20 protein-coding genes are annotated in these 21,854 nt (G+C 65.7%); 6 read left to right on the top strand and 14 right to left on the bottom strand.

Annotated features, from left to right (window positions below):
• Positions 1 to 180 precede the first annotated feature (180 nt).
• Both XCSCFBP4642_RS0108235 and XCSCFBP4642_RS0108230 read right to left on the bottom strand, forming a co-directional pair.
• Positions 181 to 2,715 carry an excinuclease ABC subunit UvrA gene (locus XCSCFBP4642_RS0108235; RefSeq protein ID WP_029219367.1) on the bottom strand — a complete coding sequence of 845 codons (2,535 nt, stop codon included), beginning with the start codon at positions 2,713 to 2,715 and terminating at the stop codon, positions 181 to 183.
• A gap of 97 nt (positions 2,716 to 2,812) precedes the next feature.
• A complete protein-coding gene (locus XCSCFBP4642_RS0108230) occupies positions 2,813 to 3,451 on the bottom strand; it encodes an HD domain-containing protein (protein WP_029219366.1) in 639 nt (212 codons plus the stop codon).
• A gap of 346 nt (positions 3,452 to 3,797) precedes the next feature.
• Between XCSCFBP4642_RS0108230 and XCSCFBP4642_RS0108225 the strand changes: the two genes are divergently transcribed.
• Positions 3,798 to 4,544, top strand: a complete 747-nt coding sequence (locus XCSCFBP4642_RS0108225) for an EAL domain-containing protein (RefSeq protein WP_029219365.1) — start codon at positions 3,798 to 3,800, stop codon at positions 4,542 to 4,544.
• Positions 4,545 to 4,631: 87 nt separating this feature from the next.
• On the opposite strand, the gene XCSCFBP4642_RS0108220 is transcribed toward XCSCFBP4642_RS0108225, so the two are convergent.
• Together XCSCFBP4642_RS0108220 and XCSCFBP4642_RS0108215 are read right to left on the bottom strand one after the other, a co-directional pair.
• Positions 4,632 to 6,365, bottom strand: coding sequence for an FAD-dependent oxidoreductase (locus XCSCFBP4642_RS0108220; RefSeq protein ID WP_029219364.1), 1,734 nt, complete (start codon positions 6,363 to 6,365; stop codon positions 4,632 to 4,634).
• A gap of 377 nt (positions 6,366 to 6,742) precedes the next feature.
• On the bottom strand, positions 6,743 to 7,381 hold the full coding sequence (locus XCSCFBP4642_RS0108215) for an alpha-ketoglutarate-dependent dioxygenase AlkB family protein (protein WP_029219363.1): 639 nt from the start codon (positions 7,379 to 7,381) through the stop codon (positions 6,743 to 6,745).
• Positions 7,382 to 7,691: 310 nt separating this feature from the next.
• Here XCSCFBP4642_RS0108215 and XCSCFBP4642_RS0108210 point away from each other — a divergent pair, with 310 nt between their 5' ends.
• On the top strand, positions 7,692 to 10,046 hold the full coding sequence (locus XCSCFBP4642_RS0108210) for a GH92 family glycosyl hydrolase (protein ID WP_029219362.1): 2,355 nt from the start codon (positions 7,692 to 7,694) through the stop codon (positions 10,044 to 10,046).
• Between the two features lies 1 nt (position 10,047).
• Here XCSCFBP4642_RS0108210 and XCSCFBP4642_RS0108205 read toward each other — a convergent pair whose 3' ends face one another.
• On the bottom strand, positions 10,048 to 10,755 hold the full coding sequence (locus XCSCFBP4642_RS0108205) for a DUF429 domain-containing protein (protein WP_029219361.1): 708 nt from the start codon (positions 10,753 to 10,755) through the stop codon (positions 10,048 to 10,050).
• Between the two features lie 184 nt (positions 10,756 to 10,939).
• On the opposite strand from XCSCFBP4642_RS0108205, the gene XCSCFBP4642_RS0108200 reads away from it, so the two are divergent.
• On the top strand, positions 10,940 to 11,842 hold the full coding sequence (locus XCSCFBP4642_RS0108200) for an SDR family oxidoreductase (RefSeq protein WP_029219360.1): 903 nt from the start codon (positions 10,940 to 10,942) through the stop codon (positions 11,840 to 11,842).
• A gap of 273 nt (positions 11,843 to 12,115) precedes the next feature.
• Here XCSCFBP4642_RS0108200 and XCSCFBP4642_RS0108195 read toward each other — a convergent pair whose 3' ends face one another.
• The 3 genes from XCSCFBP4642_RS0108195 to XCSCFBP4642_RS0108180 form a co-directional block, all read right to left on the bottom strand.
• On the bottom strand, positions 12,116 to 13,564 hold the full coding sequence (locus tag XCSCFBP4642_RS0108195) for a glycoside hydrolase family 30 protein (RefSeq protein WP_425480172.1): 1,449 nt from the start codon (positions 13,562 to 13,564) through the stop codon (positions 12,116 to 12,118).
• Positions 13,565 to 14,008: 444 nt separating this feature from the next.
• Entirely contained in the window at positions 14,009 to 14,884 is an 876-nt protein-coding gene (locus XCSCFBP4642_RS0108185) for an NAD(P)H-hydrate dehydratase (protein WP_029219358.1), read from the bottom strand.
• On the bottom strand, positions 14,884 to 15,672 hold the full coding sequence (locus XCSCFBP4642_RS0108180; protein ID WP_033898159.1) for a histidine phosphatase family protein: 789 nt from the start codon (positions 15,670 to 15,672) through the stop codon (positions 14,884 to 14,886). Before XCSCFBP4642_RS0108180 ends, XCSCFBP4642_RS0108185 begins: the two co-directional genes overlap by 1 nt.
• Positions 15,673 to 15,845: 173 nt before the next feature.
• Here XCSCFBP4642_RS0108180 and XCSCFBP4642_RS0108175 point away from each other — a divergent pair, with 173 nt between their 5' ends.
• Complete coding sequence (locus XCSCFBP4642_RS0108175; RefSeq protein ID WP_029219356.1) at positions 15,846 to 16,475, top strand: TetR/AcrR family transcriptional regulator; 630 nt, start codon at positions 15,846 to 15,848, stop codon at positions 16,473 to 16,475.
• 5 nt (positions 16,476 to 16,480) lie between these two features.
• On the opposite strand, the gene XCSCFBP4642_RS0108170 is transcribed toward XCSCFBP4642_RS0108175, so the two are convergent.
• Positions 16,481 to 16,747, bottom strand: coding sequence for an XAC0095 family protein (locus XCSCFBP4642_RS0108170; RefSeq protein ID WP_029219355.1), 267 nt, complete (start codon positions 16,745 to 16,747; stop codon positions 16,481 to 16,483).
• A gap of 416 nt (positions 16,748 to 17,163) precedes the next feature.
• On the opposite strand from XCSCFBP4642_RS0108170, the gene XCSCFBP4642_RS0108165 reads away from it, so the two are divergent.
• On the top strand, positions 17,164 to 18,126 hold the full coding sequence (locus tag XCSCFBP4642_RS0108165; RefSeq protein ID WP_006448937.1) for an IS1595 family transposase: 963 nt from the start codon (positions 17,164 to 17,166) through the stop codon (positions 18,124 to 18,126).
• Positions 18,127 to 18,416: 290 nt separating this feature from the next.
• Here XCSCFBP4642_RS0108165 and XCSCFBP4642_RS0108160 read toward each other — a convergent pair whose 3' ends face one another.
• From XCSCFBP4642_RS0108160 to XCSCFBP4642_RS0108140, 5 genes are all read right to left on the bottom strand, one after another.
• Positions 18,417 to 18,725, bottom strand: coding sequence for a type II toxin-antitoxin system RelE/ParE family toxin (locus XCSCFBP4642_RS0108160; protein ID WP_029219354.1), 309 nt, complete (start codon positions 18,723 to 18,725; stop codon positions 18,417 to 18,419).
• Between the two features lie 6 nt (positions 18,726 to 18,731).
• On the bottom strand, positions 18,732 to 18,995 hold the full coding sequence (locus XCSCFBP4642_RS0108155; RefSeq protein WP_029219353.1) for a YlcI/YnfO family protein: 264 nt from the start codon (positions 18,993 to 18,995) through the stop codon (positions 18,732 to 18,734).
• Positions 18,996 to 19,090: 95 nt separating this feature from the next.
• A complete protein-coding gene (locus XCSCFBP4642_RS24345; protein WP_033898158.1) occupies positions 19,091 to 19,777 on the bottom strand; it encodes a hypothetical protein in 687 nt (228 codons plus the stop codon).
• Entirely contained in the window at positions 19,767 to 20,297 is a 531-nt protein-coding gene (locus tag XCSCFBP4642_RS0108145) for a hypothetical protein (RefSeq protein ID WP_029219351.1), read from the bottom strand. Before XCSCFBP4642_RS0108145 ends, XCSCFBP4642_RS24345 begins: the two co-directional genes overlap by 11 nt.
• Before the next feature lie 129 nt (positions 20,298 to 20,426).
• Positions 20,427 to 21,023 (bottom strand): TetR/AcrR family transcriptional regulator, encoded by a 597-nt coding sequence (locus XCSCFBP4642_RS0108140; protein WP_029219350.1) that lies wholly within the window; start codon positions 21,021 to 21,023, stop codon positions 20,427 to 20,429.
• A gap of 71 nt (positions 21,024 to 21,094) precedes the next feature.
• On the opposite strand from XCSCFBP4642_RS0108140, the gene bdcA reads away from it, so the two are divergent.
• Positions 21,095 to 21,808: an SDR family oxidoreductase gene (gene bdcA, locus XCSCFBP4642_RS0108135; RefSeq protein ID WP_005913962.1), complete on the top strand. Its 714-nt coding sequence runs from the start codon at positions 21,095 to 21,097 to the stop codon at positions 21,806 to 21,808.
• Positions 21,809 to 21,854 lie beyond the last annotated feature (46 nt).

Raw genomic sequence — 21,854 nt, 5'->3', positions numbered from 1 at the left:
CCATCGCGACACGCGCCGGCTGTTGATACAGCGACCGGCCAGCGACCACGCAGGGCATCAACGTAATGCATCGGCGCCATCGCGCGCGACCACACCGACGGTACGCACCGCGCAGACGCACCCGGCTCGCTGCGTCGAAGGCACAACATCCTGCTTTGACGGCAACCGGCGCAGCCCTGCTTATTTCCCGGCCAGCACCTGCGCCAGGAACGGCGCCGTACGGCTGCCACGGTGCTGCGCCACCAGCTCCGGCGTTCCGGCCACCACCACTGTGCCGCCGGCGCCGCCCGCGCCCGGGCCCATGTCCAGCACCCAGTCGCTGCTGGCGGCCACGCGCATATCGTGTTCAACCACGATTACCGTATTGCCTGCCTCCACCAGCCCCTGCAACTGCGTCATCAAGGTATCCACGTCGGACGGGTGCAGGCCGGTCGTCGGCTCGTCCAGCACGTAGACGGTGTCGCGCCTTTGGGCGCGTTGTAGTTCGGTGGCCAGCTTGATGCGCTGCGCCTCGCCGCCGGAGAGTTCGGTAGCCGGCTGGCCCAGCCGCAGATAGCCCAGCCCCACTTCGCGCAGCACCTGCAACGGCCGCAGCACGCTGGCGTCGTCGGCAAAGAAGCCGGCCGCCTGCTCCACCGTCATCTCCAACACCTGCGCAATGGTGTGCCCGCGCAGCTCGATCTCCAGGGTCTTGGCGTTGTAGCGCGCGCCGTGGCAGGTGGGGCATGGCGCGTAAACGCTGGGCATGAATAGCAACTCTACCGATACCGAGCCCTCACCTTCGCAGGTGGCGCAGCGGCCCTTGGCCACGTTGAAGGAAAACTGCCCCGGGTCGTAGCGGCGGCGCCGCGCGGCGGGCGTGGCCGCAAACAACTTGCGCACCGGATCGAACAGGCCGGTATAGGTGGCCAGGTTGGAACGGGGCGTGCGCCCGATCGGCTTCTGGTCCACGCGCACCAGGCGGCGCACCTGATCCAGCCCAGCGACGATCGCACCATCCACGGGCGCCTGGGTGCCCCGCTCCAGCGGATCGAGCGTCTCGTCTTCCTCCACCTGCGTGTGCCCCAGATGCGCCGCCAGTAGTTCCACCAGCGCCTGGCTGATCAACGACGACTTGCCCGAGCCGGATACGCCGGTGACCGTGGTGAACACACCCAGCGGCAGATCCACATCCAGGCCCCGCACGTTGTTGCGGGTGATGCCGCGCAACTGCAGCCACCCGCCTGCCTCGCGCGCATGGCGATGCACCTGCGGCGGCGCGCCGAACAGATAGCGTCGTGTGGATGACGCCTGCACCGTCTCCAGCCCGGCGGGCGGGCCGCTGTACAGCACCTGCCCGCCATGCGCACCTGCGGCAGGGCCCACATCCACGATCCAGTCGGCGTGGCGGATCACATCCACTTCGTGCTCGACCACGAAGACCGAATTGCCCGCTGCCTTGAGCTGATCCAGCGCGCCCAGCAGTGCCTGCGCATCGGCCGGGTGCAGGCCGGCCGATGGTTCGTCCATCACATACACCACGCCGAACAACTGCGAGCGGATCTGCGTGGCCAGCCGTAGCCGTTGCAGTTCGCCTGGCGACAGCGTGGGCGTGCTGCGCTCCAGGCTGAGATAGCCCAGGCCCAAGGCCTGCACCACGGCGATGCGCGCGCGCAGGTCCGCCGCGATGCGTTGCGCGGCGATGCGCTGCTCCGGATGCTCGGCCGCGCCGTTCTTCCTGCCCTGCGTGCGCAGGTCGGCGTCTGCCGCCGGACGCAGCAACTCGGCCACCTCGTCCAGCGGACGCCGCGACAATTCACCGATATCCAGCCCGGCAAAGGTCACCGACAGTGCTTCGCGCCGTAGCCGCTTGCCCTCGCAGTGCGGGCATTGCGTGCTCACCAGGTACTGCGCCACGCGCCTTTTCATCTGCGCGCTCTGGGTGGTGGCGAAGGTGTGCAGCACATAGCGCCGCGCACTGGTAAAGGTGCCCATATAGCTGGGCTCTTCCTTGCGTTTGAGCGCGCGTTTGACCTCGTCCAGGTCGTAGCCGGCATACACCGGCACCACCGGCTGCTCGTCGGTGAAGAGAATCCAGTCGCGGGTCTTCTTGGGCAATGTCCGCCACGGCACATCCACATCGATGCCCAGCGTGGTGAGGATGTCGCGCTGGTTCTGTCCATGCCAGGCGCCCGGCCAGGCCGCCACCGCGCGCTCGCGGATGCTCAGGCTGCGATCCAGCACCATGGTCGCCTCGGTGGCATCGTAGATGCGGCCCAGGCCGTGGCAGGTGGGACAGGCGCCGGCCGGCGTGTTCGGCGAGAATCCATCGGCATAGACGATCTCCTGCCCCGGCGGGTACGTCCCCGCTCGCGAATACAGCATGCGCAGCGAATTGGAGATGGTGGTGACGCTGCCTACCGACGAACGCGCGCTTGGCGCGCCACGCGCCTGCTGCAGCGCCACCGCAGGTGGCAGGCCGTCGATGGCATCCACTTCCGGCACGCCTACCTGATCGATCAGGCGCCGCGCGTAGGGCGAGATGGAATCCAGATAGCGCCGCTGCGCTTCGGCAAAGATGGTGCCGAACGCCAGCGACGACTTGCCCGAGCCGGACACGCCGGTGAACACCACCAGCGCATCGCGTGGAATGTCCACGTCCACGTTCTTGAGGTTGTGCTCGCGCGCGCCGCGCACGTGCACCTGGCCGGAGGGAGCGGACGTTGCGTTGGACATGAACATGGAACCGGAAGCGACAAGGCCCCAGCCTAGCGCGCCCGGCATGCAGCCAACGTCAGCGCTTGCGGTCGGTCACCGCCTGCGCACGCCGGCCTCAGGCCGGGGCATGCACAGGCACCGGCTGCTCGCCGGTCTCCGCAAGTGCCTGCATGCGCGCCACCACCGCACTGAACAAGCGCGCAGTGGCGGCATTGCGCGTGCGAAAGATCTCTGCCAGCGCAGCGTAGTACCACAGCGTGCCATCGCGGCCGGCAGTGAAGACAGTGAAGATGTCCTGGCCCACCGCGGGGTTCTCCAGGTCCTGCACGATGCTGCGTGCGTTGTAGAGCTTGTCGCAGCCGGACACCAGCAAGGCTCGCTCCGGGGTCTTGCGCAGATGCTCCAGGTAGGCCAGCTTGCGCTCGCGCCAATCGCGCTTGCGCGCACGCTCGCTGTTATCCACCTCGGCCTTGTCTTCGGCGGTGGCATCGGTGCAGGCCATCACGATGTCGGCAACGCTGTCGCCGAACTGCGCGCGAATCGACGCCTCATGACCGCCACCGCAGTCTTCCACCACATCGTGCAGCAACCCGGCAATGGCCTGCTCCTCGTCGCCGCCGCATTCCAGCACCAGCGTGGAAACGCCCAGCAAGTGGCTCAGGTACGGGATCTGTGTGCCCTTGCGCAGTTGCCCGGCATGGGCAATGCGGGCGTAGTCCACGGCCTGGGCGTAGCGTTCAGTGAGAGCGGTCATGGGGCATCCGATGCGGGTGGTACCGCCAGTATCGCCGAGCCCGACCACAGACAGGGTGAGGACGTTGCGATGGATCAAACGAGCGGGGCAGCAGGCCTGTCGCGCAGCAGACCCGCGCACCGCATATGGACGGCCATCGCAGCGAGGCCGCCTCCGCGATACCGGCGCACTACCGCGCGCGCCCGCCGCGTATTGGCGTGCCGGGCAGTTCGAAGCACTGTGCCGCTTCCGGGCATTGGCCTTGCCAAACCTGTCGGCCGCATCCGGATCGGGCCGGGCGTCTCAATGACGCCCCATTACAGCCGATAGGACTAGGCTCGATCCACGCCGCACGGTGACCCACGCCATGACCCAGATTCCTGTTTGCAACGCCTGCCGCGATGGCCAGGAATTCCCGACTGCCATCACCATGGCGTTCCAGCCCATCGTCGATATCGCTACGCGCAGCATCTACGCAGGCGAAGCGCTGGTGCGCGGCGTCAATGGCGAGTCGGCCGGCAGCATCCTGGCCGCCGTGGACGCACGCAACCGCTATGCCTTCGACCAGGCCTGCCGCATCAAGGCGATCGAGTGCGCCGCACAGATCGCCCTGCCCGCGCTGCTGTCGATCAACTTCATGCCCAACGCGGTCTACAACCCCGAGCACTGCCTGCGCGCCACGCTGTCGGCCACTGCGCAATACGGCTGGCCGCTGGCGGGCATCATCTTCGAGGTCAGCGAACAGGAACATCTGGCCGACCCCGCCCACCTGCTCGACATCCTGCGCACCTATCGCGCGAGCGGCATGAAGACCGCCATCGACGACTTCGGCGCCGGCTATGCCGGCCTCGGCCTGCTGGCCGAATTCCAGCCGGACCTGCTCAAGTTGGACATCGCGCTGGTCCGCGGCATCGACACCGACCGCAGCCGCCAAGCCATCGTGCGTCACGTCACCCGCATGTGCGAGGAACTGCACATCGCCGTCATCGCCGAAGGCATCGAGCAGCCTGGCGAATGCCGCGCCCTGCGCGACCTGGGCATCCACCTGCAGCAAGGCTATCTGTTCGCCCGCCCGCAGATCGGTGCGCTGCCGCAGGTGCACTGGCCGGAGTGAGTGGGCGTGCGTGTACGCGCGAAGCGAGCGAACCGCCCATCAACACGCGCGCAAATCGCCCCATACAAAAATCCGCATCCGACCAAATCAACCAGCACGCAAGCCGCTTTTACGATTCCCGACTCCCGATTCCCCAGCATTGGCAAGCTCGGACACCGGCACCGGATTGGCCTGATGGGCCAGATACTGATGGATCTGCGCGACCACCGCGGCACCCTCGCCCACCGCGGCCGCCACGCGCTTGACCGATCCGGCACGCACATCGCCGATGGCGAACACACCGGGGCGATTGGTTTCCAGCGGCAGGCAGGCCGGCACACCGTCGCCGCGCGTGGTGCCGGTGATAACGAAGCCACGCGCATCGGTCTCCACGCACTGCTGCAACCAACCGGTATTGGGATCGGCACCGACGAACAGGAACAGGTGCCGCAGCTCCACGCGCGTGGTCGCGCCATCGGCGCGCGTGCGCAGCGTCGCCCCCTGCAGCCCGCGCTCGTGGTCGCCGTCCAGCGCGGCCACTTCGGTGCCGGTGTGCAGCTGCACGTTGGGCAGTGCGGCAATACGTTCGATCAGGTATTGCGACATCGACGCTTCCAGGCCATCGCCGCGAATGATCAGGTGCAATTCCTTTACCCGCGGTGCCAGAAACGCGACCGCCTGACCTGCGGAATTGCCGCCACCCACCAGCGCCACCACGCTGCCCTCGCATAGTCGCGCTTCCACCGGCGAGGCCCAGTACGACACGCCATGGCCCTCGAAGCGATCCAGCCCGTCGATCTCCGGGCGCCGGTAACGCGCGCCCGGGGCAACCACCACGGTGCTGGCCAGCAGTTGCTTGCCGTCGGCCAGATCCAGCTTCAGCGCACCATCGTCGCGCCCGCATTCCAGCGTGCCGGCCTCGATCGGAATCGCCAGCTCGGCACCGAATTTCAGCGCCTGGTTATAGGCACGCCCCGCCAACGCCTGCCCGGAAATCCCGGTGGGAAAGCCCAGATAGTTCTCGATGCGCGCCGAGGCGCCGACCTGGCCGCCGATGGCGCGTTGGTCCATCACCAGCACCGACAGGCCTTCGGAAGCGGCGTACACCGCCGTGGCCAGGCCCGCAGGGCCAGCGCCGACGATGGCCACGTCGTAGCGCTTGCCCGGGTCGATGTCCGGTGTCATGCCCAGGCAATGCGCGGCTTCGGCATCGCTGGGCTGGCGTAGCACGCGGCCGCTGGGGCAGACCATCACCGGCAGTTCCTGCTCATGGATGCCGAAGCGCTGCACCAACGCGCGGCCTTCCTCGTCGGAAGCATCGATCACCGTGTTCGGGTAACCGTTGCGGGTCAAAAACCCCTGCAGCCGCGTCAGATGCGGATCGTCCGGCTCGCCGATCAACACCGAGCCGGAGGCATCGCCTTCGATCAGGCCGACGCGGCGCAGGATCAGCGCACGCATCACCACCTCGCCCACTTCGGCAGAACTGATCATCAATGCGCGCAGGTGTGCGGTGTCGAATGGCAGTGCCAGGCAGCCATCCGGCCCGGCCCGCCCGGCCGCCAGCGACGCGCGGCCGGCCAGCTGGCTCACCTCGCCAGTGAACTGCCCGGGCGTATGTCGGGTGATCGGCTTTTCGTTGCCCAGCCCGTCGCGCCGCACCACTTCGATGGCGCCTTCCAGCACCACCCACACCGGCGCGTGCGCATCGCCCACGTCGAAGACGAGCTCGCCCGCATCGAAACGCTGCGCCGGCCCGCTGGCAAACCGCCGCGTGATCGCCAATTGGCCCGAGTCCAGCTCGGGGAACATCTGATGGTGGCGGGTATCGGCCAGGGACATGGAGTGGAGACGCTGAGGGGGAGTACATGCAAGCATGGCCAGCCGTGAGGGTGATGGCAATCACCCGAACGGGCCATGCCGTGCGCGACAGAGCGCATGCACGAGCAGCACCAGCGCGCGCACCAGTGCGGTGTTTGCACGGGTAAAACACCTCACGCGGCTGCCAGCGGTACCGCACGCTCACCAGCGGTGACCGGCACAATCAACCGCAACCGTACGCGCAGAAGGTGGCCGACGTAGCTGGCGCGCTGGCCGTCAAGCGAACACGGCACTGGGCCCGTAGCCGGTACGCGGCACTCGTGTGATCCCGTCGCTCCTGTTGCCCGGGAGACTCCGGCTTGCTCCGCACCGTGCCGACGAAACCACACAATGCCTTGTCAGCCACGCTCTGGTTGTACCGGCTCCCAGTGCGGCCCGTGCTGGCCGGCGGCCATGCGCTCGGCCGGGCGCACGCGAAACACCACGCTGATGCGCTCGCCCACCGCACGCGCGGTCTTGGCGATGCCGTGCTCGTGGCTCAGTTGCGAGGCATGGCTCATCGCCAGCAGGCTGCCGGGCGCCAGCTCCACACCGATCGCACGCGTGTTGCCATCCTTTGCGCGCAGCTGCATCCGCCGCGTCGCACCCAGCGACACCAATGCGATCGGATACGGCGCCAGTAACGTCTGCAGCTTGTCGTGATGCATCGCCACGCTGTCGCGGCCATCGCGATACAGATTCAGGCCGGCCGCGTTGTACGGCGCGGGCAACACGGCCTGCACCGCATCGAGCAGCGCCTGCAGCGGCAGCCCGGGCGGCAGCGGTGCGTCCAGCCGATACGATGCCAGCAGGCGCGGCACCTCCACCGCACGGTCATACATCTCGCGGCGCTGGCTGCGCCAGTCGGTCGCCTGGCGCAACGCGGCAAAGCACTGCTGCGCCACGGCAGGCGCCAGCAGCTGCGGCCAATAGCGCACGCCGCCCTGCGTATCGTGCAGCAGCTGCACGGGCGCGGTGGGAGTATCGAACAGATCCATCCGGGTGATATGCGGACGGTTTGCGCGATTTCAGCAGCCTGCCGTTGCGATTGCCCGCAGCCGAAGCCCCGCATTCGCACGCTCTCTCGCAGTTGCTGGCATTGCGCTCGTTCCGTGCAGAAGGGCGACCGACCTGCGCATCCGCAGTCTCCTGCGCGCAACGCCGGCAACCTCTCAAAGACAGGCGCACGCATCACCGCCGCCAGCCCCGCACGGGTTAGCGAGCTCAACGATGCAGGCATGGACGTCATGCGATCAGGCCCGACAGCTGTGCTACGGTCCGGCGCTGCATCCGCCTGGAACCGTTCGCATGCAGCATCGCTCAATCGCCTTCTCTCCCCTGCGTTGGCTGGCGCTGCTTGCCGCCTGCGTCAGCTTTGCCGGCAATGCGGCGCCACGTGGGGACGACGCGGGTTTCAGCGCGGTCGACCCGTTGATCGGCACCGGTGGCGAAGGCCACACCTATCCCGGTGCCACGCTGCCGTTCGGCATGGTGCAGCTGAGCCCGGACACGCAGATCAAGCCGCGCAAGGAGGCCTATGGCTGGGCCGCCGGTTACCGGCACGGCGACACCACGATTGTCGGCTTCTCGCACACGCACTTTTCCGGCTCCGGGCATTCGGACCTGGGCGACGTGCTGCTGATGCCGCAGACCGGCCAGGTCAGACTCGAACGCGGCGATGCCGCCACACCGGGCAGCGGCTACACCGCGCAGTTCGACCATGCCAGCGAGCAGGTGCAACCCGGCTATTACGCGGTGACCTTGAAGGACCGCAACATCCGCGCCGAACTCACCGCCAGTGCGCGCGTGGGTGTGCATCGCTACACCTTCCCCAAAGGCACGCCGGCGCATGTGCTGGTGGACCTGCGCACCAGCCTGTACGACTACCCCGGCAAGGTGCAGTGGTCGCGGCTGCGCGTGCGCGGCGACGGCACCGTCACCGGCTTTCGCGAAACCCGCGGCTGGGCACCTGGCCGGCAGCTGTACTTCGCCATGCGTTTTTCGCGCCCACTCACCGCTACCCAACTGCACGACACCGAGCAGGACATCCCGTACAAGGGATTTCCGCCGCCGGGCGAGAAGAACCCCGCGCAGCGCGCACAGATCGAAGGCCGGCAACTGGTCGGCGTGTTCGACGTCGCCAACGATGGCACGCCGCTGGTGGTCAAGGTTGCGCTGTCGCCGGTCAGCGAGGCCGGCGCCATCGCCAATCTCGACGCGGAAGTGCCCGATTTCGATTTTGACCGCGTGCGCGCCGATGCACGCGCGCAGTGGACACAGGCGCTGTCGGCGATCGATGCGCAAGGCACGCCGCAACAACGCACCCAGCTCTACACCGCGCTCTATCACACTCTGCTCGGCCCCACCCTGTTTATGGACAGCGATGGCCAGTACCGCGGGCCGGACAATGCCGTGCATCAGGCGCGTGGCTGGACCAACTATTCCACCTTCTCGCTCTGGGACACCTACCGCGCCCTGCATCCGCTGCTGACCCTGGTGCAGCCGCCACAACGCAGCAGCGACATGGTCAATTCCTTGCTCGCCTCACGCCGCGAGAGCGCCTACGGCATCCTGCCCGTCTGGGCGTTCCACGGCCTGGAAACCTGGTGCATGATCGGCTACCACGCCGTGCCGGTGATTGCCGATGCCTACATGAAAGGCATCGGCGGCTTCGATGCCAACGAAGCGCTCGATGCCATGGTCGCCAGCGCCAACTACGGCCCTTACGACGGCATCGCGCAGTACCGCGAGCTGGGCTACGTGCCCATCGATGAAGAAGGCGAAGCCGCCTCCAAGACGCTGGAATACGCCTTCGACGACTGGACCATCGCGCGCATGGCCGACAAGCTTGGCAAGCCTGCCATCGCCGCAGAATTCAGCAAGCGCGCTAGCAACTGGAAACACGCCTTCGATCCCGCTACAGGCTACATGCGTGCACGCACGCGTGCCGGCAACTTCCGCGAACCATTCGACCCCTCGGCCAGCGGCTACGGCAGCGACTACACCGAAGGCAATGCCTGGCAATACTCCTGGTATGTGCCGCAGGACGTCGCCGGGCTTGCCGCCGCACATGGCGGCGACGACAAACTGCTGGCGCGCCTGGATGCGGTGTTCGATGCCAAGGTCGACCCCAAGGTGTTCGCGCATATGGAAGACATCACCGGCCTGATCGGCTGGTACGCGCACGGCAACGAGCCCAGCCACCATGTCGCCTACCTGTACGCCTACGCCGGCCAGCCCTGGCGCACCCAGGCGCGACTGACCCAGATCATGGACACCCAATACCACGCCGGCCCAGAGGGCCTGGCCGGCAACGACGACCTCGGCCAGATGTCGGCCTGGTACGTGTTCACCACGCTGGGTTTTTATCCGGTGGCACCGGGCAGCAACCAGTACATCATCGGCCGCCCGTTCCTGCCGCGCGCCACGCTCAAGCTGCCCAATGGCAAGCGCTTCAGCGTGATTGCCGATGGCCTGAGCAAGGCGCGCAGCTACGTCGGCAGCGTCACCCTCAACGGCCAGCCGCTGACCCGCGCCTACCTCACGCATGAAGAAATCCAGGCCGGCGGCGAGTTGCGCTTCCGCATGCAGGCCACGCCGAACACGCAATGGGCCACCGATCCGGCGCAGCGGCCGTATTCGATGTCGACGCAGACGCGCTGAGTCAGTAGTGGATGCCCATGCGTAGCCCGCAGGCATCGCGCTCCACCACCGCCGGCAGGCTGCCGGCGGTGCCCGCGGCAATGCGCTGCGCGCTCCAGCAGGCCACCAGGGCATCGAGCACATCGTCCGGCTTGGCCAGCGCACGCGGCACGCGCTCCAGCAACGCGGCCACCTGCCTGGCGCCATAGCACTGGACCAGCAAGGCGGCGCGCTGTTGGTGGCCCGCGCTGCTCTTCTTGCCCGCCGCCAGGCCAAGCCCGCCGGCGAGCACGGCGAACGACACCTCCGGGTGCACCTCGAACACGCGCTCCGCCCACGCCGGATCGGCGCGCAAGGCATCGTCCCAGGCACGAATCTTCGACAGCAGCGCAAACGACTGCACGCCAAAGCCACGCTGCCCGTCGTGGTCCAGCACCCGATGCAACGCAGAGGCGTCCACCTGCGTGGGTGCATGCAGCATGCCGCGCAATGGCGCGGCAAAGATGCTGCATGCGCGGCGCCCACCCACAAAGCGCCGCGCCTGCACATCCGCGGCGCGTGGCGCGTGCTCGCTCAAACCGATCGGAATATCCACGCCCAGCACAGCAACGTCCCCCAATGCGCTCGCCACCGCGGCCACTGTGGGATAGCCGGCAAACTGCAATCCATCGCCGGCCTGCCACACCGCCAGCCAGCCGCTGCCGGCGCCATCGATCCCTACACACTGCATTGCGGTCCTCCTGGTCGTGGCCTGCGTGCACGGCGCAGCAGCACCGCACGCACGCCATCTGCGTGGCGCGTTCACATCATGCACAACATTCGTTCACCCGCACGCATCGCCGTGGTTTCCAGACTGCTCCGCATCGGCCGCAGCACGCTGCGGCCCTGCCATCCCCCACTGCAGGAGCCAGCGCATGTCCAGCACCAAGAACCAGTACGAAATGCAGAACCCGCTCACCCAGTTTCCACAGCCCAAGTTCCCCGAGCAGACCCAGGAAGCGCCGGGCACCATCCATGCATTGCAGCCCAAGGCCGACCACGGCGAGCAGAGCTACCAGGGCTTCGGCCGCCTGAAGGGCCGCAAGGCGCTGATCACCGGCGCCGACTCGGGCATTGGCCGCGCCACTGCAATCGCCTACGCACGCGAAGGCGCCGACATCGTGCTGAACTACCTGCCGGAAGAAGAGCAGGACGCTGCGGAGGTGGTGAAGTTGATCGAGGCCGAAGGCCGCAAGGCGATCAGCATCCCCGGTGATCTCAAGGATGAGGCTTTCTGCAACCAGTTGGTCGCACGCGCGGTCAAGGAGCTCGGTGGGCTGGATCTGCTGGTCAATATCGCCGGCAAGCAGACCGCGATGAAAGACATCGCCGACATCACCACCGAGCAGTTCGACGCCACCTACAAGAGCAACGTGTACGCGATGTTCTGGCTGTGCAAGGCGGCCATTCCGCACCTGCCGCCGGGCGCATCCATCATCAACACCGGCTCGATCCAGTCCTACCAGCCCTCGCCGACGCTGCTGGACTACGCGTCCACCAAGGCGGCCATCGTCAACTTCACCAAGGGCCTGGCCCAGCAGGTCGCCGAGAAGGGCATCCGCGTCAATGCCGTCGCGCCCGGGCCGGTGTGGACCCCGCTGCAACCCAGCGGTGGCCAGCCGCCGGAAAAGATTCCCGAGTTCGGCTCGGAAACCCCGCTCAAGCGTGCCGGCCAGCCGGTGGAGATGGCGCCGCTGTATGTGATCCTGGCCTCGCAGGAATCCAGCTATGTGACGGGCGAAGTATTCGGTGCCACCGGTGGGTTGCTGCTGTCCTGAGTTAGCTTAAAGCGCACTTCCAACGTCACGTCACCAGAACCCCGCCGATCGCTGCATGCGCAGTGGTCGGCGGGGTTTTCTTCAATGGCGCTTTTGGTAGTGGCGGCAGTCTCGAATGCTGATGCATCAGCACCACCGAACCGCAAGGTAGTTCGACCAGCTACGCAAAGACGGCTTCGATCATGCGAAGCTTCCCTTCTCCCACCGGGAGAAGGTGCCCGAAGGGCGGATGAGGGTACGCAACCCCACCAATGGTCCGCCCACGGCCTGCGCTTATTGCGTCATCACCACCGTCTGGATCGCATGCGGCGGGATCTCCAATTCACTCGATGCCTCGCCCACATACAGGTTGTAACGGATCGCCACATCGCTGGCATTCATCACCACCGTGGCCAGGCTGCCATCGGTGTTGAGAAAGGACGTCGTTGCCAGATTGCTGCGGCTGCTGGCCGCACTCACCCGCCGCGCGCCGGGGCGGATGAACTTGGAAAAGTGGCCGATGTACCAATAGCTTGGCGTGTAGATCACCTCGCCGGTGCGCGTGTCGGCATGCACCGGCGCAAAACAGTAGTTGCCCACGTGGTTCGGCCCGCCGTGCTGGTCGAGCAGGATATTCCAGTCGGTCCAGCCCACCGCCCCATGATTGAGATCGTTGATGATGGCGGTGCCATAGCGCTCACCGTTGGGCCAGTACTGCAACTTTGCCGGATCGAACTTTTCCACCGCCGCTTCGGTCAGCAGTAGCGGCTTGTCCGGGTACGCCTGTGCCACCGCCGCCACGTTCTCTACCATCGGCGCGAACCCGGCCCAGGTCTCGTACCAGTGGAAGCCCATGCCCCACGCGTATTTCGCCGCTTCCGGATCGTCGAAGATCACATGCGCGCGGTGCAGCATCATGTCGCGGTTGTGGTCCCACACGATGATCTTTCGGTCGCCATAGCCGGCCTGCTCCATCGTCGGGCCGAGGTGGTTCTTCAAAAAGTCGCGCTCTTCCTCGGCGGAAAACACCATCGACTCCCAGGTCTGCACCGCCATCGGCTCGTTCTGCAGGCTGATGCCCCAAATCGGGATGCCGGCTTTCTCGTAGGCCGCAATAAAGCGCGTGTAGTAGGTGGCCCAGGCCGGCGCATACGCGGGCAGCAACTTGCCGCCCTTGAGCATGTTGTTGCTGTCTTTCATAAAGGCCGGCGCGCTCCACGGGCTGGCAAATGTCGTCAACTTGCCGCCGGCCGCCGCAATGGCCTGGCGCAGCATCGGGATGCGATAACGCTGATCGTGCCTGACCGAAAAGCTCTTCAGCGCCGCATCGCCTTCCTTGATGTAGGTGTAGCTGCCGCTGCTGAAATCCGAGCTGTGGATGGTGGTGCGCGCCAGCGTATAGCCGATGCCCTTTTGCGGGTCGTAGTAGGCAGTGAGCAAGGCGCGCTGCGCAGGCTTGGGCAGCCTGGCGAAGGTCTCGGCACTGGCATCGGTGATCGCCCCACCGATGCCCAGCACCTCCTGGAAGCGCCGCTGCGGATTGACGAAGATGGAGTTCTCCTTCTCGGTCAACGCATGTCCGGCGGTGGGCGCATCGACAGTGCTGACACGCATCTGCTGCGTTGCGCCCTGGGCAGAGGTGTAAACGCGTAGTGCACCGGCGGCGGCTGGCGGAACAGCAGCATCCGCAACCGCAGCTTCTACCGCCTTCGATGCGGGCGTGGATGCAGGCGATGCCGGCATCGGAATCGGCGTTGTTGCTGTTGCTGTTGCTGTTGCTGCTGTTGCAGATGCAGATGCAGATGCCAACACCGTTTCAGTCGCAGCACCCCAAACTCCCAGAACCCCGACCATCGACCACGCAATCGTTCGCTTCACCGTGCACCCTCCCAGGTTGGTGACCAAGCCTAACCGACCAACGCGGCGCAACATCGCGCAACAAACGAGCGCAACCATGCACCCTTTCACCAATGGATACTCCCTTCTCCCCTCGGGAGAAGGTGGCCCGAAGGGCCGGATGAGGGTACGCCTGCCAAGAGTGCAACCCGCCCCCTGCAATCAAGGCAACAACCTAAACCCCAACTGGAAAGACAGCCCCACGACTCCAGCAAACCTACCCTCACCCCAATCCATCTCCCGCTGGAGAGGGGCTTGGTCTGCGCGCCGCATCAACGCGACGAGCGTCGATCACCGGCGTGCCAACCGATCCAAAATCCCAGGCACTTCCAGCCCAAGCTCGCGCGCCAGAAACCCCACTGGCCCAATCCGCCTGGCCAACTGCCTGCCCGCCGCCGCATGCACAAACACGCCCCATAACGCAGCGGTCAACGCATCGCAGCCGCGCGCGGCAAAGCCGGCAATCAATCCCGCCAGGACATCGCCAGACCCGGACGTACCCAACCCGGACGCGCCCCCGCGATGCATCCACACCACTCCATCCGGGCCGGCAATAAAGCTGTCCGCGCCCTTGACGATCACCACGCTGCGCAGCTTCTGCGCAAACTTCAACGCGTACGCGTACGCGCCCGGCGCCGCTTCCACCGCCGCCTTGTCGTCGCCGGCCAGGGTTGCCATCTCGCCCGCATGCGGCGTCAATACGAATGGCCGCCCGATCGGCGCCCGCAGGCCACGCGACAACGCACCGGCATCCAGCACCAAGGTGCACACCGCCTGCTCGGCGGCGCGCCTGACCATCGCCGTGGTGGTGGCCGACGACGCCATCCCCGGCCCGATCACTGCCGCATCGCAGGCCGCCATCGCACCGTCCAGCGCGCGGTGCCCGCGCGCGATCTCGCCCTGACCGTTCTGCGCCAACCCCAGCACCAGCGCCTCCGGTACCGCCAAGGCCATGCCCGGCGCCACACTGGCCGCTGTAGCGATCTGCAACTTGCCCGCACCGGTGCGCAGCGCCGCCTCGCCGGCCAGCAGCACCGCACCCGGCACACGCATCGAGCCGCCCACGATCAACACGCGCCCACGCTGCTCCTTGTCGCCACCCGGGGCCGGCAACGGCATCGCCCGCAAGGCGGCCGCAGTGAGCATGCGCACGCGCGGGGCGGCCATCAGCGCGCCCCGGCCGGGCGGTCGGACTCGGTGGTCACCGGCTCGTCGGCCAGCTCTGGCGGCACGAACTTGGTGCGCAGCAATTCCAGCGATTGCCCATCGGCCGCAGCCGCGTATTCGGTGACGCCGCAATTGGGCACATCGCCCTCGCGGTCGATGCCCAGGATGGTGGCCTCGTCCATCCGCTCGATCAGGTAGCGGAAGCAATTGACGATCACCTGATGCCCCACGATCAGCACCCGCGCGCCCACATGGTTGCGCTGCAGATCGCCCACCACCCCGCGCAGGCGGAAGATCACATCGCACCAGCTCTCGCCACCGGGCGGGCGAAAGTAGAACTTGCCCACCAGCTTGCGCTGCTCGGCCAGCTCCGGAAAGGTCGCAAGAATGCCGGCCGTGGTGTAGCGGTCGAGCACGCCGAATTCCTTCTCGCGCAAACGCTCGTCCACGCTGACCGACTCGGCCAGCTGCCCCAGCGCACGCGCCACCGCAGCGGCGGTCTGGCGCGCACGCACGTAGGTGGAACTCAGGATCAGCGTCGGGCGCTCGTGCTCGGGCAAACCGGCCATCCACGCCCCCAACGCCTCGGCCTGGCGCTCGCCCAGCGCCGACAACGGCACATCCGCATCGCGGTGCTCCAGGTCGATCAAGGCCGAGCCGTTGGACTCGGCCACATCGCGCGCCACATTGCCCGCGCTTTGCCCATGCCGCACCACCCACAACCGCGCCGGCCACTGCGCCGAGACACCGGCTACCGCACTCTTCTCACTCACATGCTTCTCCTGCACAACGTCGACCTCACGTGTCGCACAGCCGCCGTGAAAACATGGTCGACCAGCGCATCTGTGACCGGTGTTTCAATACGCACGCGCATGCATGACTGATGGCACAGCAACAAGCGAACGCAACGGATGGGTAACGCCGCGCCGGTATACTGCAGCCCCCCGACACCCTGCTGCCCATGTCCAACGTCCTGTTGCTGCGCACGGTAAAAGAGCGCGAAGCACTGCTGCTGGAAGAGGTGCTGGACGCCACCGAGCAGTGCATCGACGTCATCGGCCTGAGTGCCACCAGCTTCGAGCTGATCGCCGAGCGCGCCAAGGTCAGCTGCGGCAGCCTGCTGCAACGTTTCGAAGACAAGGACGCGCTGGTGCGCGCATTGCTGGAGCGCAACTACATGCGCGCCATCCGCCAGATGTGGCTGGTGGAACGCCCGGCCAACGTGCACGTGGTGGATTTCATCGCCGGCCTGCTCGAAGAATGGCTGCTGCAGGAAATCAACATCAAGCGCACCCGCATCGACCTGGAACTGCACCTGGCCACCCTGCGCGACCCGGTGCTGGCCGCCTTCATGCGCCGGCAGAGCGCATCGCTGATCGAACACCTCAGCGCCCTGCTCAAGCGCCTGCTGCGCGGCCACGCCGACCCGGCCAGCAGCGAGCAGGAATTCCAGGCCCGCGTCTTCGCCGTCGCTGCCATGTGCGGCGGCCTGCACAGCGTGATGACCAGCGGCATGGAACTCAACCGCATGCATTTGCAGTTGATCCTGCGCGAGAGTCTGTCGGGGATTTTGAAGTCTGCGCCGGTGTAAGAGCGCTACTTTCCGCCTGATTCTTCCAGACTCGCCGGCCACTGCACCTGCTTCAGCGCATGGGTCATCTGATCGGCAAGCAGCTCCAGACAAAACGCCAACTCGTCCATGCAGATGGCAGGCTGTCGCGCCTGCTCTTCCGCTGGTGTGCGCGGCTGCGCCAAACGCGCTAGAAAGCGCATGTGGTCGCGCAGCTGCTGCAAGCGGTATTGCGCGCCCTCTGGCAAGTAGTAGCCCCGGTATGACTGCGCATCGCGTACAACGTCCGACATGGCCTGCTCCTCATTCCATGGAATCAGCCCGCCCGCCGCAAAGCGACGGACGGGAAGTCGGGAGGCTCGAAACCGCTTACAGCCGGCGGGCGTATTCCCCTTGCGGGTGTTGTATTAGCCGCCCTCCCGACACAGAGCATCGCGTCGGTTGCACCCACAGAACATGCAGGCACAAAAAACCCACCGATATGACGGAGGTGGGTACCGCTGTAAGCGGAGTTTCGAGGCTCCGTACGGAAAGATTGCTATCGGCATCCTGAGCTGTCAAGTAAAACCGAAGATCTTATTCGCACACCTCAAATCGCAGGTAATCCACAAGCCGCCTCCTGATTAGCCCTGACCATCAGCCGCCTGTCGCAGGATCTGCGCCGCGCTGGGTGGATGCTGCTGTCACCTGAAGCCAACGAGGTGGCGTGATGAGTATCAATGCCGTGCAGTTCCAAGCGGGATTGTCGATGCCTGAGTTCTTCGCGTCCTACGGCACCGAAGCCAAGTGCTATCGCGCGCTTTACAAGTGGCGCTGGCCGCAAGGCTTTCGTTGCCCTGTTTGTGCCGGACGCGTGCGCTCGCGTTTCAAGCGGGGTGCTGCGATCTACTACCAATGCAGCGCGTGCCGGCATCAGACCAGCCTGATTGCAGGCACGATGTTCGAAGGCACCAAGCTGCCGCTGCGCACCTGGATGCTGGCGTTGCACCTGCTGACCTCGACCAAAACCAACATGGCCGCGCTGGAGTTGATGCGGCATCTGGGCGTCAACTACAAGACGGCCTGGCGGATGAAACACAAGATCATGCAGGTTATGGCCGAGCGCGAATCCATGCGGAAACTGGCGGGTTTCGTGCAGATCGACGATGCCTATCTCGGCGGCGAGCGTAACGGTGGCAAGGCCGGACGCGGATCGGAGAACAAACAAGCGTTCCTGATTGCGGTGCAGACCGATGCCACCTTCACCGCGCCGCGCTTTGTGGTGATCGAGCCGGTGCGCAGCTTCGACAACACCTCGCTGCAGGACTGGATTGCCCGTCGCTTGGCGCCCGAATGCGAGGTCTACACCGATGGGCTGGCCTGCTTCCGCCGGCTAGAAGACGCCGGCCACGCGCACACCACGCTGGACACTGGCGGTGGTCGTGCCGCGACCGAAACGGCCGGTGCACGTTGGCTCAACGTGGTGCTGGGCAATCTCAAACGCGCCATCAGTGGCGTGTATCACGCCATCGCGCAAGGCAAATACGCAAGGCGTTACCTGGGAGAAGCGGCCTATCGTTTTAATCGTCGATTCCGCTTGCGCGAGATGCTGCCACGACTTGCCACGGCCATGATGCAATCCACACCATGCCCAGAGCCGGTTTTACGTGCAGCGAGCAATTTTCATGGCTGAGAGTCGGGGCTAATCAGGTCAACCTGTGAGTCAACCAGCGTTGAGGCTAGTGATTCCACGGAGTCGCCCGCCGCACGACGCGTAAGTAGCCATGCAAAATACTTGGATTGGTGAGGTGTAAGATTATGTTCCAAGCAAACTCATCCATTCAATCCGGCAACTTATGATGTGCATTTCCCTGGCAACCTTTTAGAGCACAGAACAACGAGCGCACACGCTAGCAGCTGCGGCGCCTGCTGATATTGGCCATCTACTTCCCCTGTGGCACGACGTTGGCGCTAACACCGTGCTTAATGATAGTCGTCTTCACGCTGATGCCTGACTGCCAAAACGGTGACGACCTGATCGCTTTCAACCTCAAACAGCAGCACATAACCGCTGGCACCGAAGCCGATCACCAGCTCCCGCAAGAACGGGTCCGCCAACCCCGCCTTGCGGCAGCTCAACGGGGCTAGTTCGAGCACGGTGACGCCGTCGCGGATGGCCTGCAGCGCGCGCTCGGCCACGGTGAAGTCGCCTTTGGCACGCTGTAGCAGCCAGTCGTAAAGACGCACGAGATCGTCGCGCGCTTCCTGAGTGAAGCGGACGGAAAATCCCACCTTGGCTTAGCCCTTGCGCGCCTTGTCCAGTTGGGAATGCAGCCCGGCCAGCACATCCTTCGCGTCGCTATATCGGTTTGATGCCTTGGCGCTGTCACGCGAGGCCAGCCCGCGCGCAATGAAGGCTTCCTGCTGCTGCCGCTGCTGCACCTGGGCGCGCACGGAGTGCTCGACGAAGCTGGACAGCGTCTCGCCCTCTTGCAACACGGCCTCGGCCGCTTGGCGCAGCGCCGGGTCTACCCGAAGCGATGGAAGAGATGCGGATTTCATGGCAGGCCCAGTGCGTTGCAGTTGCGATGCATCATCGCAAGCGGGCGGCGGTGCTTCAAGGTTTTCTTTGCAGACCTAAGCCGACGATGTCGCAGCTACGCTGATGCAATGGTACCTAGACGCTGAAGCACGACGCTTGCGCGCTCCGGTTCGGCGACCAATCCCGGCAACGCGTTCACAAAAGCCGGGTTATCCACCAGCCCCACGAACACGTCGGCAACCCAATGCCGAAGGTCTGCATGCTCCACGGCAAACTCTTCCACCAGCTCGGCCCGGCCATCGATGACATTGAGAACGTCCTCCAGGTCGTGACTGGAAAGGAAGTCGCTGTTGCCCCGGGTAACGAAGGCTTCGAGCTTGGTCGCCACGAATGCTGTCGCTGTCACCAGGCGGATGGACAGGCGATCGCTCAAGGCCACCACTTGGGCCGTCTCTACAGCATGGGCGTACCAGCGGTTGGAGAAGCCAAGCACGCCGGCATCCACCGGCATCAGGTCGAAGAGGACGCCCGACGCTTCGTGTACCCAGCGGCAGACGACACCGCTCTGCATCTCGCGCGCAAAGCCCTGCGATTCCACACGCGCCTCGATACCGCGGAACCGGGACCAATCAAGATTGACCACCGCATCGACGTCATAGGTGGCGCGGACGCTTTCCGCCAATGGATCGGATACCAGCAGGCCAACGACTGCTCCGCCGAGGAAGACTACGTGTTCGCAAAGCTCGCCCAATGCATTCGCAATCACAAGCAGGTGCGGCAAATTAGGATCGTCAGAGCGCATCGCCAAGCCTCAGCAGTTGTTTGAGATAGCTTGCTGCCAGCGTGCGCTCGCGGGCACGCCCGCTGCGTAGGGCGTCCTGCAGCGCCAGCAGTTGGTGCAAGGCAGGGTCGGCCAGCGCAGCGTTGGGCGCACCGGCCGACAACGGCGACAAGCTGGGGCCTTTGGCCGTGCCCTGCGCGCTTGGCCACACCGGTGCATCCCCTGGGGAGCTGGAAATGGCAATGGACAGTGGGGGCACGCCGAAGGCCGTAGGAATGCCACGCCTTAGCGGCCCGATGACGGCAGGAAAGGCATAGCGCACGCCGTGGACCGCAAATTCATGCAGCGCTGTGCGTACCGTCTCCCACTCGCCACGGCTTTTTTCCAGCGCCAAGCCGGATGCCACCGCGCGCTTGACGCTGCGATGCACCTGAGACGGGCTCATGCCCAGCGCTTCTCCAAGGGATGCATACGTCCAGACCTGGCCCGCCTGGGCGACCTGCTTGTACAGCACCACCAGATCCTGGGGCTTCAGTTCCACAGCCGAACCGCCTTATTCCATATTCCGGAATATGGAATATCCAGCGAGAGAGCTTTTTTTGCAAGCAGTCTTCGCTAAGCGCTCTGACTAAACGAGGGTCTACCGCTCAATGGCGGAAGCCAGACACGCTCACCCAATTCCGCGTAGCGCCACCCGAAGCGCCTCCCCCGCCAAGCGCGCACTCGCCAACAGACGCTCCAGGCTCTGCCCATGCCGGGCGCTGGCGGACAGCCCGGCCATGGTGGTGCTGACGAAATCCGCCAGCCGGTCTGCGTCATGCGGGCACTGCTTGGCGATGTGGGAGCGAATCAACTCCTGGGCTGCGACATGAAAACTGCAGGCGGCCTCGCGTGCCTGCGCGTCGTTGCTGCGCGTGCCTTCCAGCACCAGGCAGCCGGTGGCGACGGGGTCTGCGGCGTAGCAGCGGGCGGCCTGCTCCAGTACGTCGGCCAGGGCGTCCGCCAGCGGGCGGGCGGTGTCCAGGATCTGGGGCAACGGGATGGCCCCGGTCTGCGCATAGCGGTCGAGGATGCGCGCGTACAGGCCGGCCTTGCTGCCGAAGGCGGCGTAGAAGCTGGGCGGGTTGATGCCCAGTGCCTGGGTGAGGTCGGCCACGCTCAGTGCGTCGTAGCCGCGCGCATGGAACAGCTGCTGCGCGGTGGCGACCGCTTGGTCCGGGTCGAACGCCCGCGGCCGGCCGCGGGCCCGGGGGGTTTCTGTAGTCATAGTTACAAAACTCTTGACGGCAGGCGAAATCTATTATGTATTACTCGCTACATTAATTGCGAGGTGAGTGCATGTCAGCATTCAAAGACAAGTCGGTGCTGGTGCTCGGTGGTAGCCGGGGGATTGGGGCCGCCATCGTGCGGCGCTTCGTGGCCGAGGGCGCACGGGTGACGTTTACCTATGCCGGTTCTGCCGACGCGGCGCAGCGCCTGGCCGGTGACACCGGCAGCACCGCGGTGCTGGCCGACAGCGCCGACCGCGATGCGGTCATCGACACGGTGCGCCGCAGCGGGCCGCTGGATGTGCTGGTGGTTAACTCCGGCATCGCGCTGTTCGGCGATGCGCTGGACCAGGATCCGGACGCCGTGGACCGGCTGTTCCGCATCAACGTGCACGCGCCTTACCACGCCGCCGTGGAGGCAGCGCGGCAGATGCCGCCCGGCGGGCGGATCATCGTGATTGGCTCGGTCAACGGCGACCGCATGCCGCTGCCCGGCATGGCGTCCTACGCGCTGAGCAAATCCGCGCTGCAAGGGCTGGCGCGCGGGCTGGCCCGCGACTTCGGGCCGCGTGGCATCACCATCAACGTGGTGCAACCGGGCCCGATCGATACCGATGCCAACCCGGAAAACGGGCCGATGAAAGACCTGATGCACAGCTTCATGGCGATCAAACGCCACGGCCGCGCCGACGAAGTGGCCGGCATGGTGGCCTGGCTGGCAGGCCCGGAAGCGAGCTTTGTCACCGGGGCGATGCATACGATCGATGGTGCGTTTGGGGCATGACGCGGCGACGCCTGCCTTGGCTACGGCGATGAGGGAACTGCGAACA

Origin of the sequence: Xanthomonas cassavae CFBP 4642, assembly GCF_000454545.1 — a bacterium.
GTDB lineage: Bacteria > Pseudomonadota > Gammaproteobacteria > Xanthomonadales > Xanthomonadaceae > Xanthomonas > Xanthomonas cassavae.
Note: the sequence above shows the minus strand (reverse complement) of the source record. Positions and strands in the feature narration are given on the sequence as shown.

Coding starts and splice junctions, on each gene's coding strand:
- XCSCFBP4642_RS0108235 (WP_029219367.1), bottom strand. CDS start 2,715: ATGTCCAACGCAACGTCCGCTCCCTCCGGCCAGGTGCACGTGCGCGGC.
- XCSCFBP4642_RS0108230 (WP_029219366.1), bottom strand. CDS start 3,451: ATGACCGCTCTCACTGAACGCTACGCCCAGGCCGTGGACTACGCCCGC.
- XCSCFBP4642_RS0108225 (WP_029219365.1), top strand. CDS start 3,798: ATGACCCAGATTCCTGTTTGCAACGCCTGCCGCGATGGCCAGGAATTC.
- XCSCFBP4642_RS0108220 (WP_029219364.1), bottom strand. CDS start 6,365: ATGTCCCTGGCCGATACCCGCCACCATCAGATGTTCCCCGAGCTGGAC.
- XCSCFBP4642_RS0108215 (WP_029219363.1), bottom strand. CDS start 7,381: ATGGATCTGTTCGATACTCCCACCGCGCCCGTGCAGCTGCTGCACGAT.
- XCSCFBP4642_RS0108210 (WP_029219362.1), top strand. CDS start 7,692: ATGCAGCATCGCTCAATCGCCTTCTCTCCCCTGCGTTGGCTGGCGCTG.
- XCSCFBP4642_RS0108205 (WP_029219361.1), bottom strand. CDS start 10,755: ATGCAGTGTGTAGGGATCGATGGCGCCGGCAGCGGCTGGCTGGCGGTG.
- XCSCFBP4642_RS0108200 (WP_029219360.1), top strand. CDS start 10,940: ATGTCCAGCACCAAGAACCAGTACGAAATGCAGAACCCGCTCACCCAG.
- XCSCFBP4642_RS0108195 (WP_425480172.1), bottom strand. CDS start 13,564: ATGCCGGCATCGCCTGCATCCACGCCCGCATCGAAGGCGGTAGAAGCT.
- XCSCFBP4642_RS0108185 (WP_029219358.1), bottom strand. CDS start 14,884: ATGGCCGCCCCGCGCGTGCGCATGCTCACTGCGGCCGCCTTGCGGGCG.
- XCSCFBP4642_RS0108175 (WP_029219356.1), top strand. CDS start 15,846: ATGTCCAACGTCCTGTTGCTGCGCACGGTAAAAGAGCGCGAAGCACTG.
- XCSCFBP4642_RS0108170 (WP_029219355.1), bottom strand. CDS start 16,747: ATGTCGGACGTTGTACGCGATGCGCAGTCATACCGGGGCTACTACTTG.
- XCSCFBP4642_RS0108165 (WP_006448937.1), top strand. CDS start 17,164: ATGAGTATCAATGCCGTGCAGTTCCAAGCGGGATTGTCGATGCCTGAG.
- XCSCFBP4642_RS0108155 (WP_029219353.1), bottom strand. CDS start 18,995: ATGAAATCCGCATCTCTTCCATCGCTTCGGGTAGACCCGGCGCTGCGC.
- XCSCFBP4642_RS24345 (WP_033898158.1), bottom strand. CDS start 19,777: ATGCGCTCTGACGATCCTAATTTGCCGCACCTGCTTGTGATTGCGAAT.
- XCSCFBP4642_RS0108140 (WP_029219350.1), bottom strand. CDS start 21,023: ATGACTACAGAAACCCCCCGGGCCCGCGGCCGGCCGCGGGCGTTCGAC.
- bdcA (WP_005913962.1), top strand. CDS start 21,095: ATGTCAGCATTCAAAGACAAGTCGGTGCTGGTGCTCGGTGGTAGCCGG.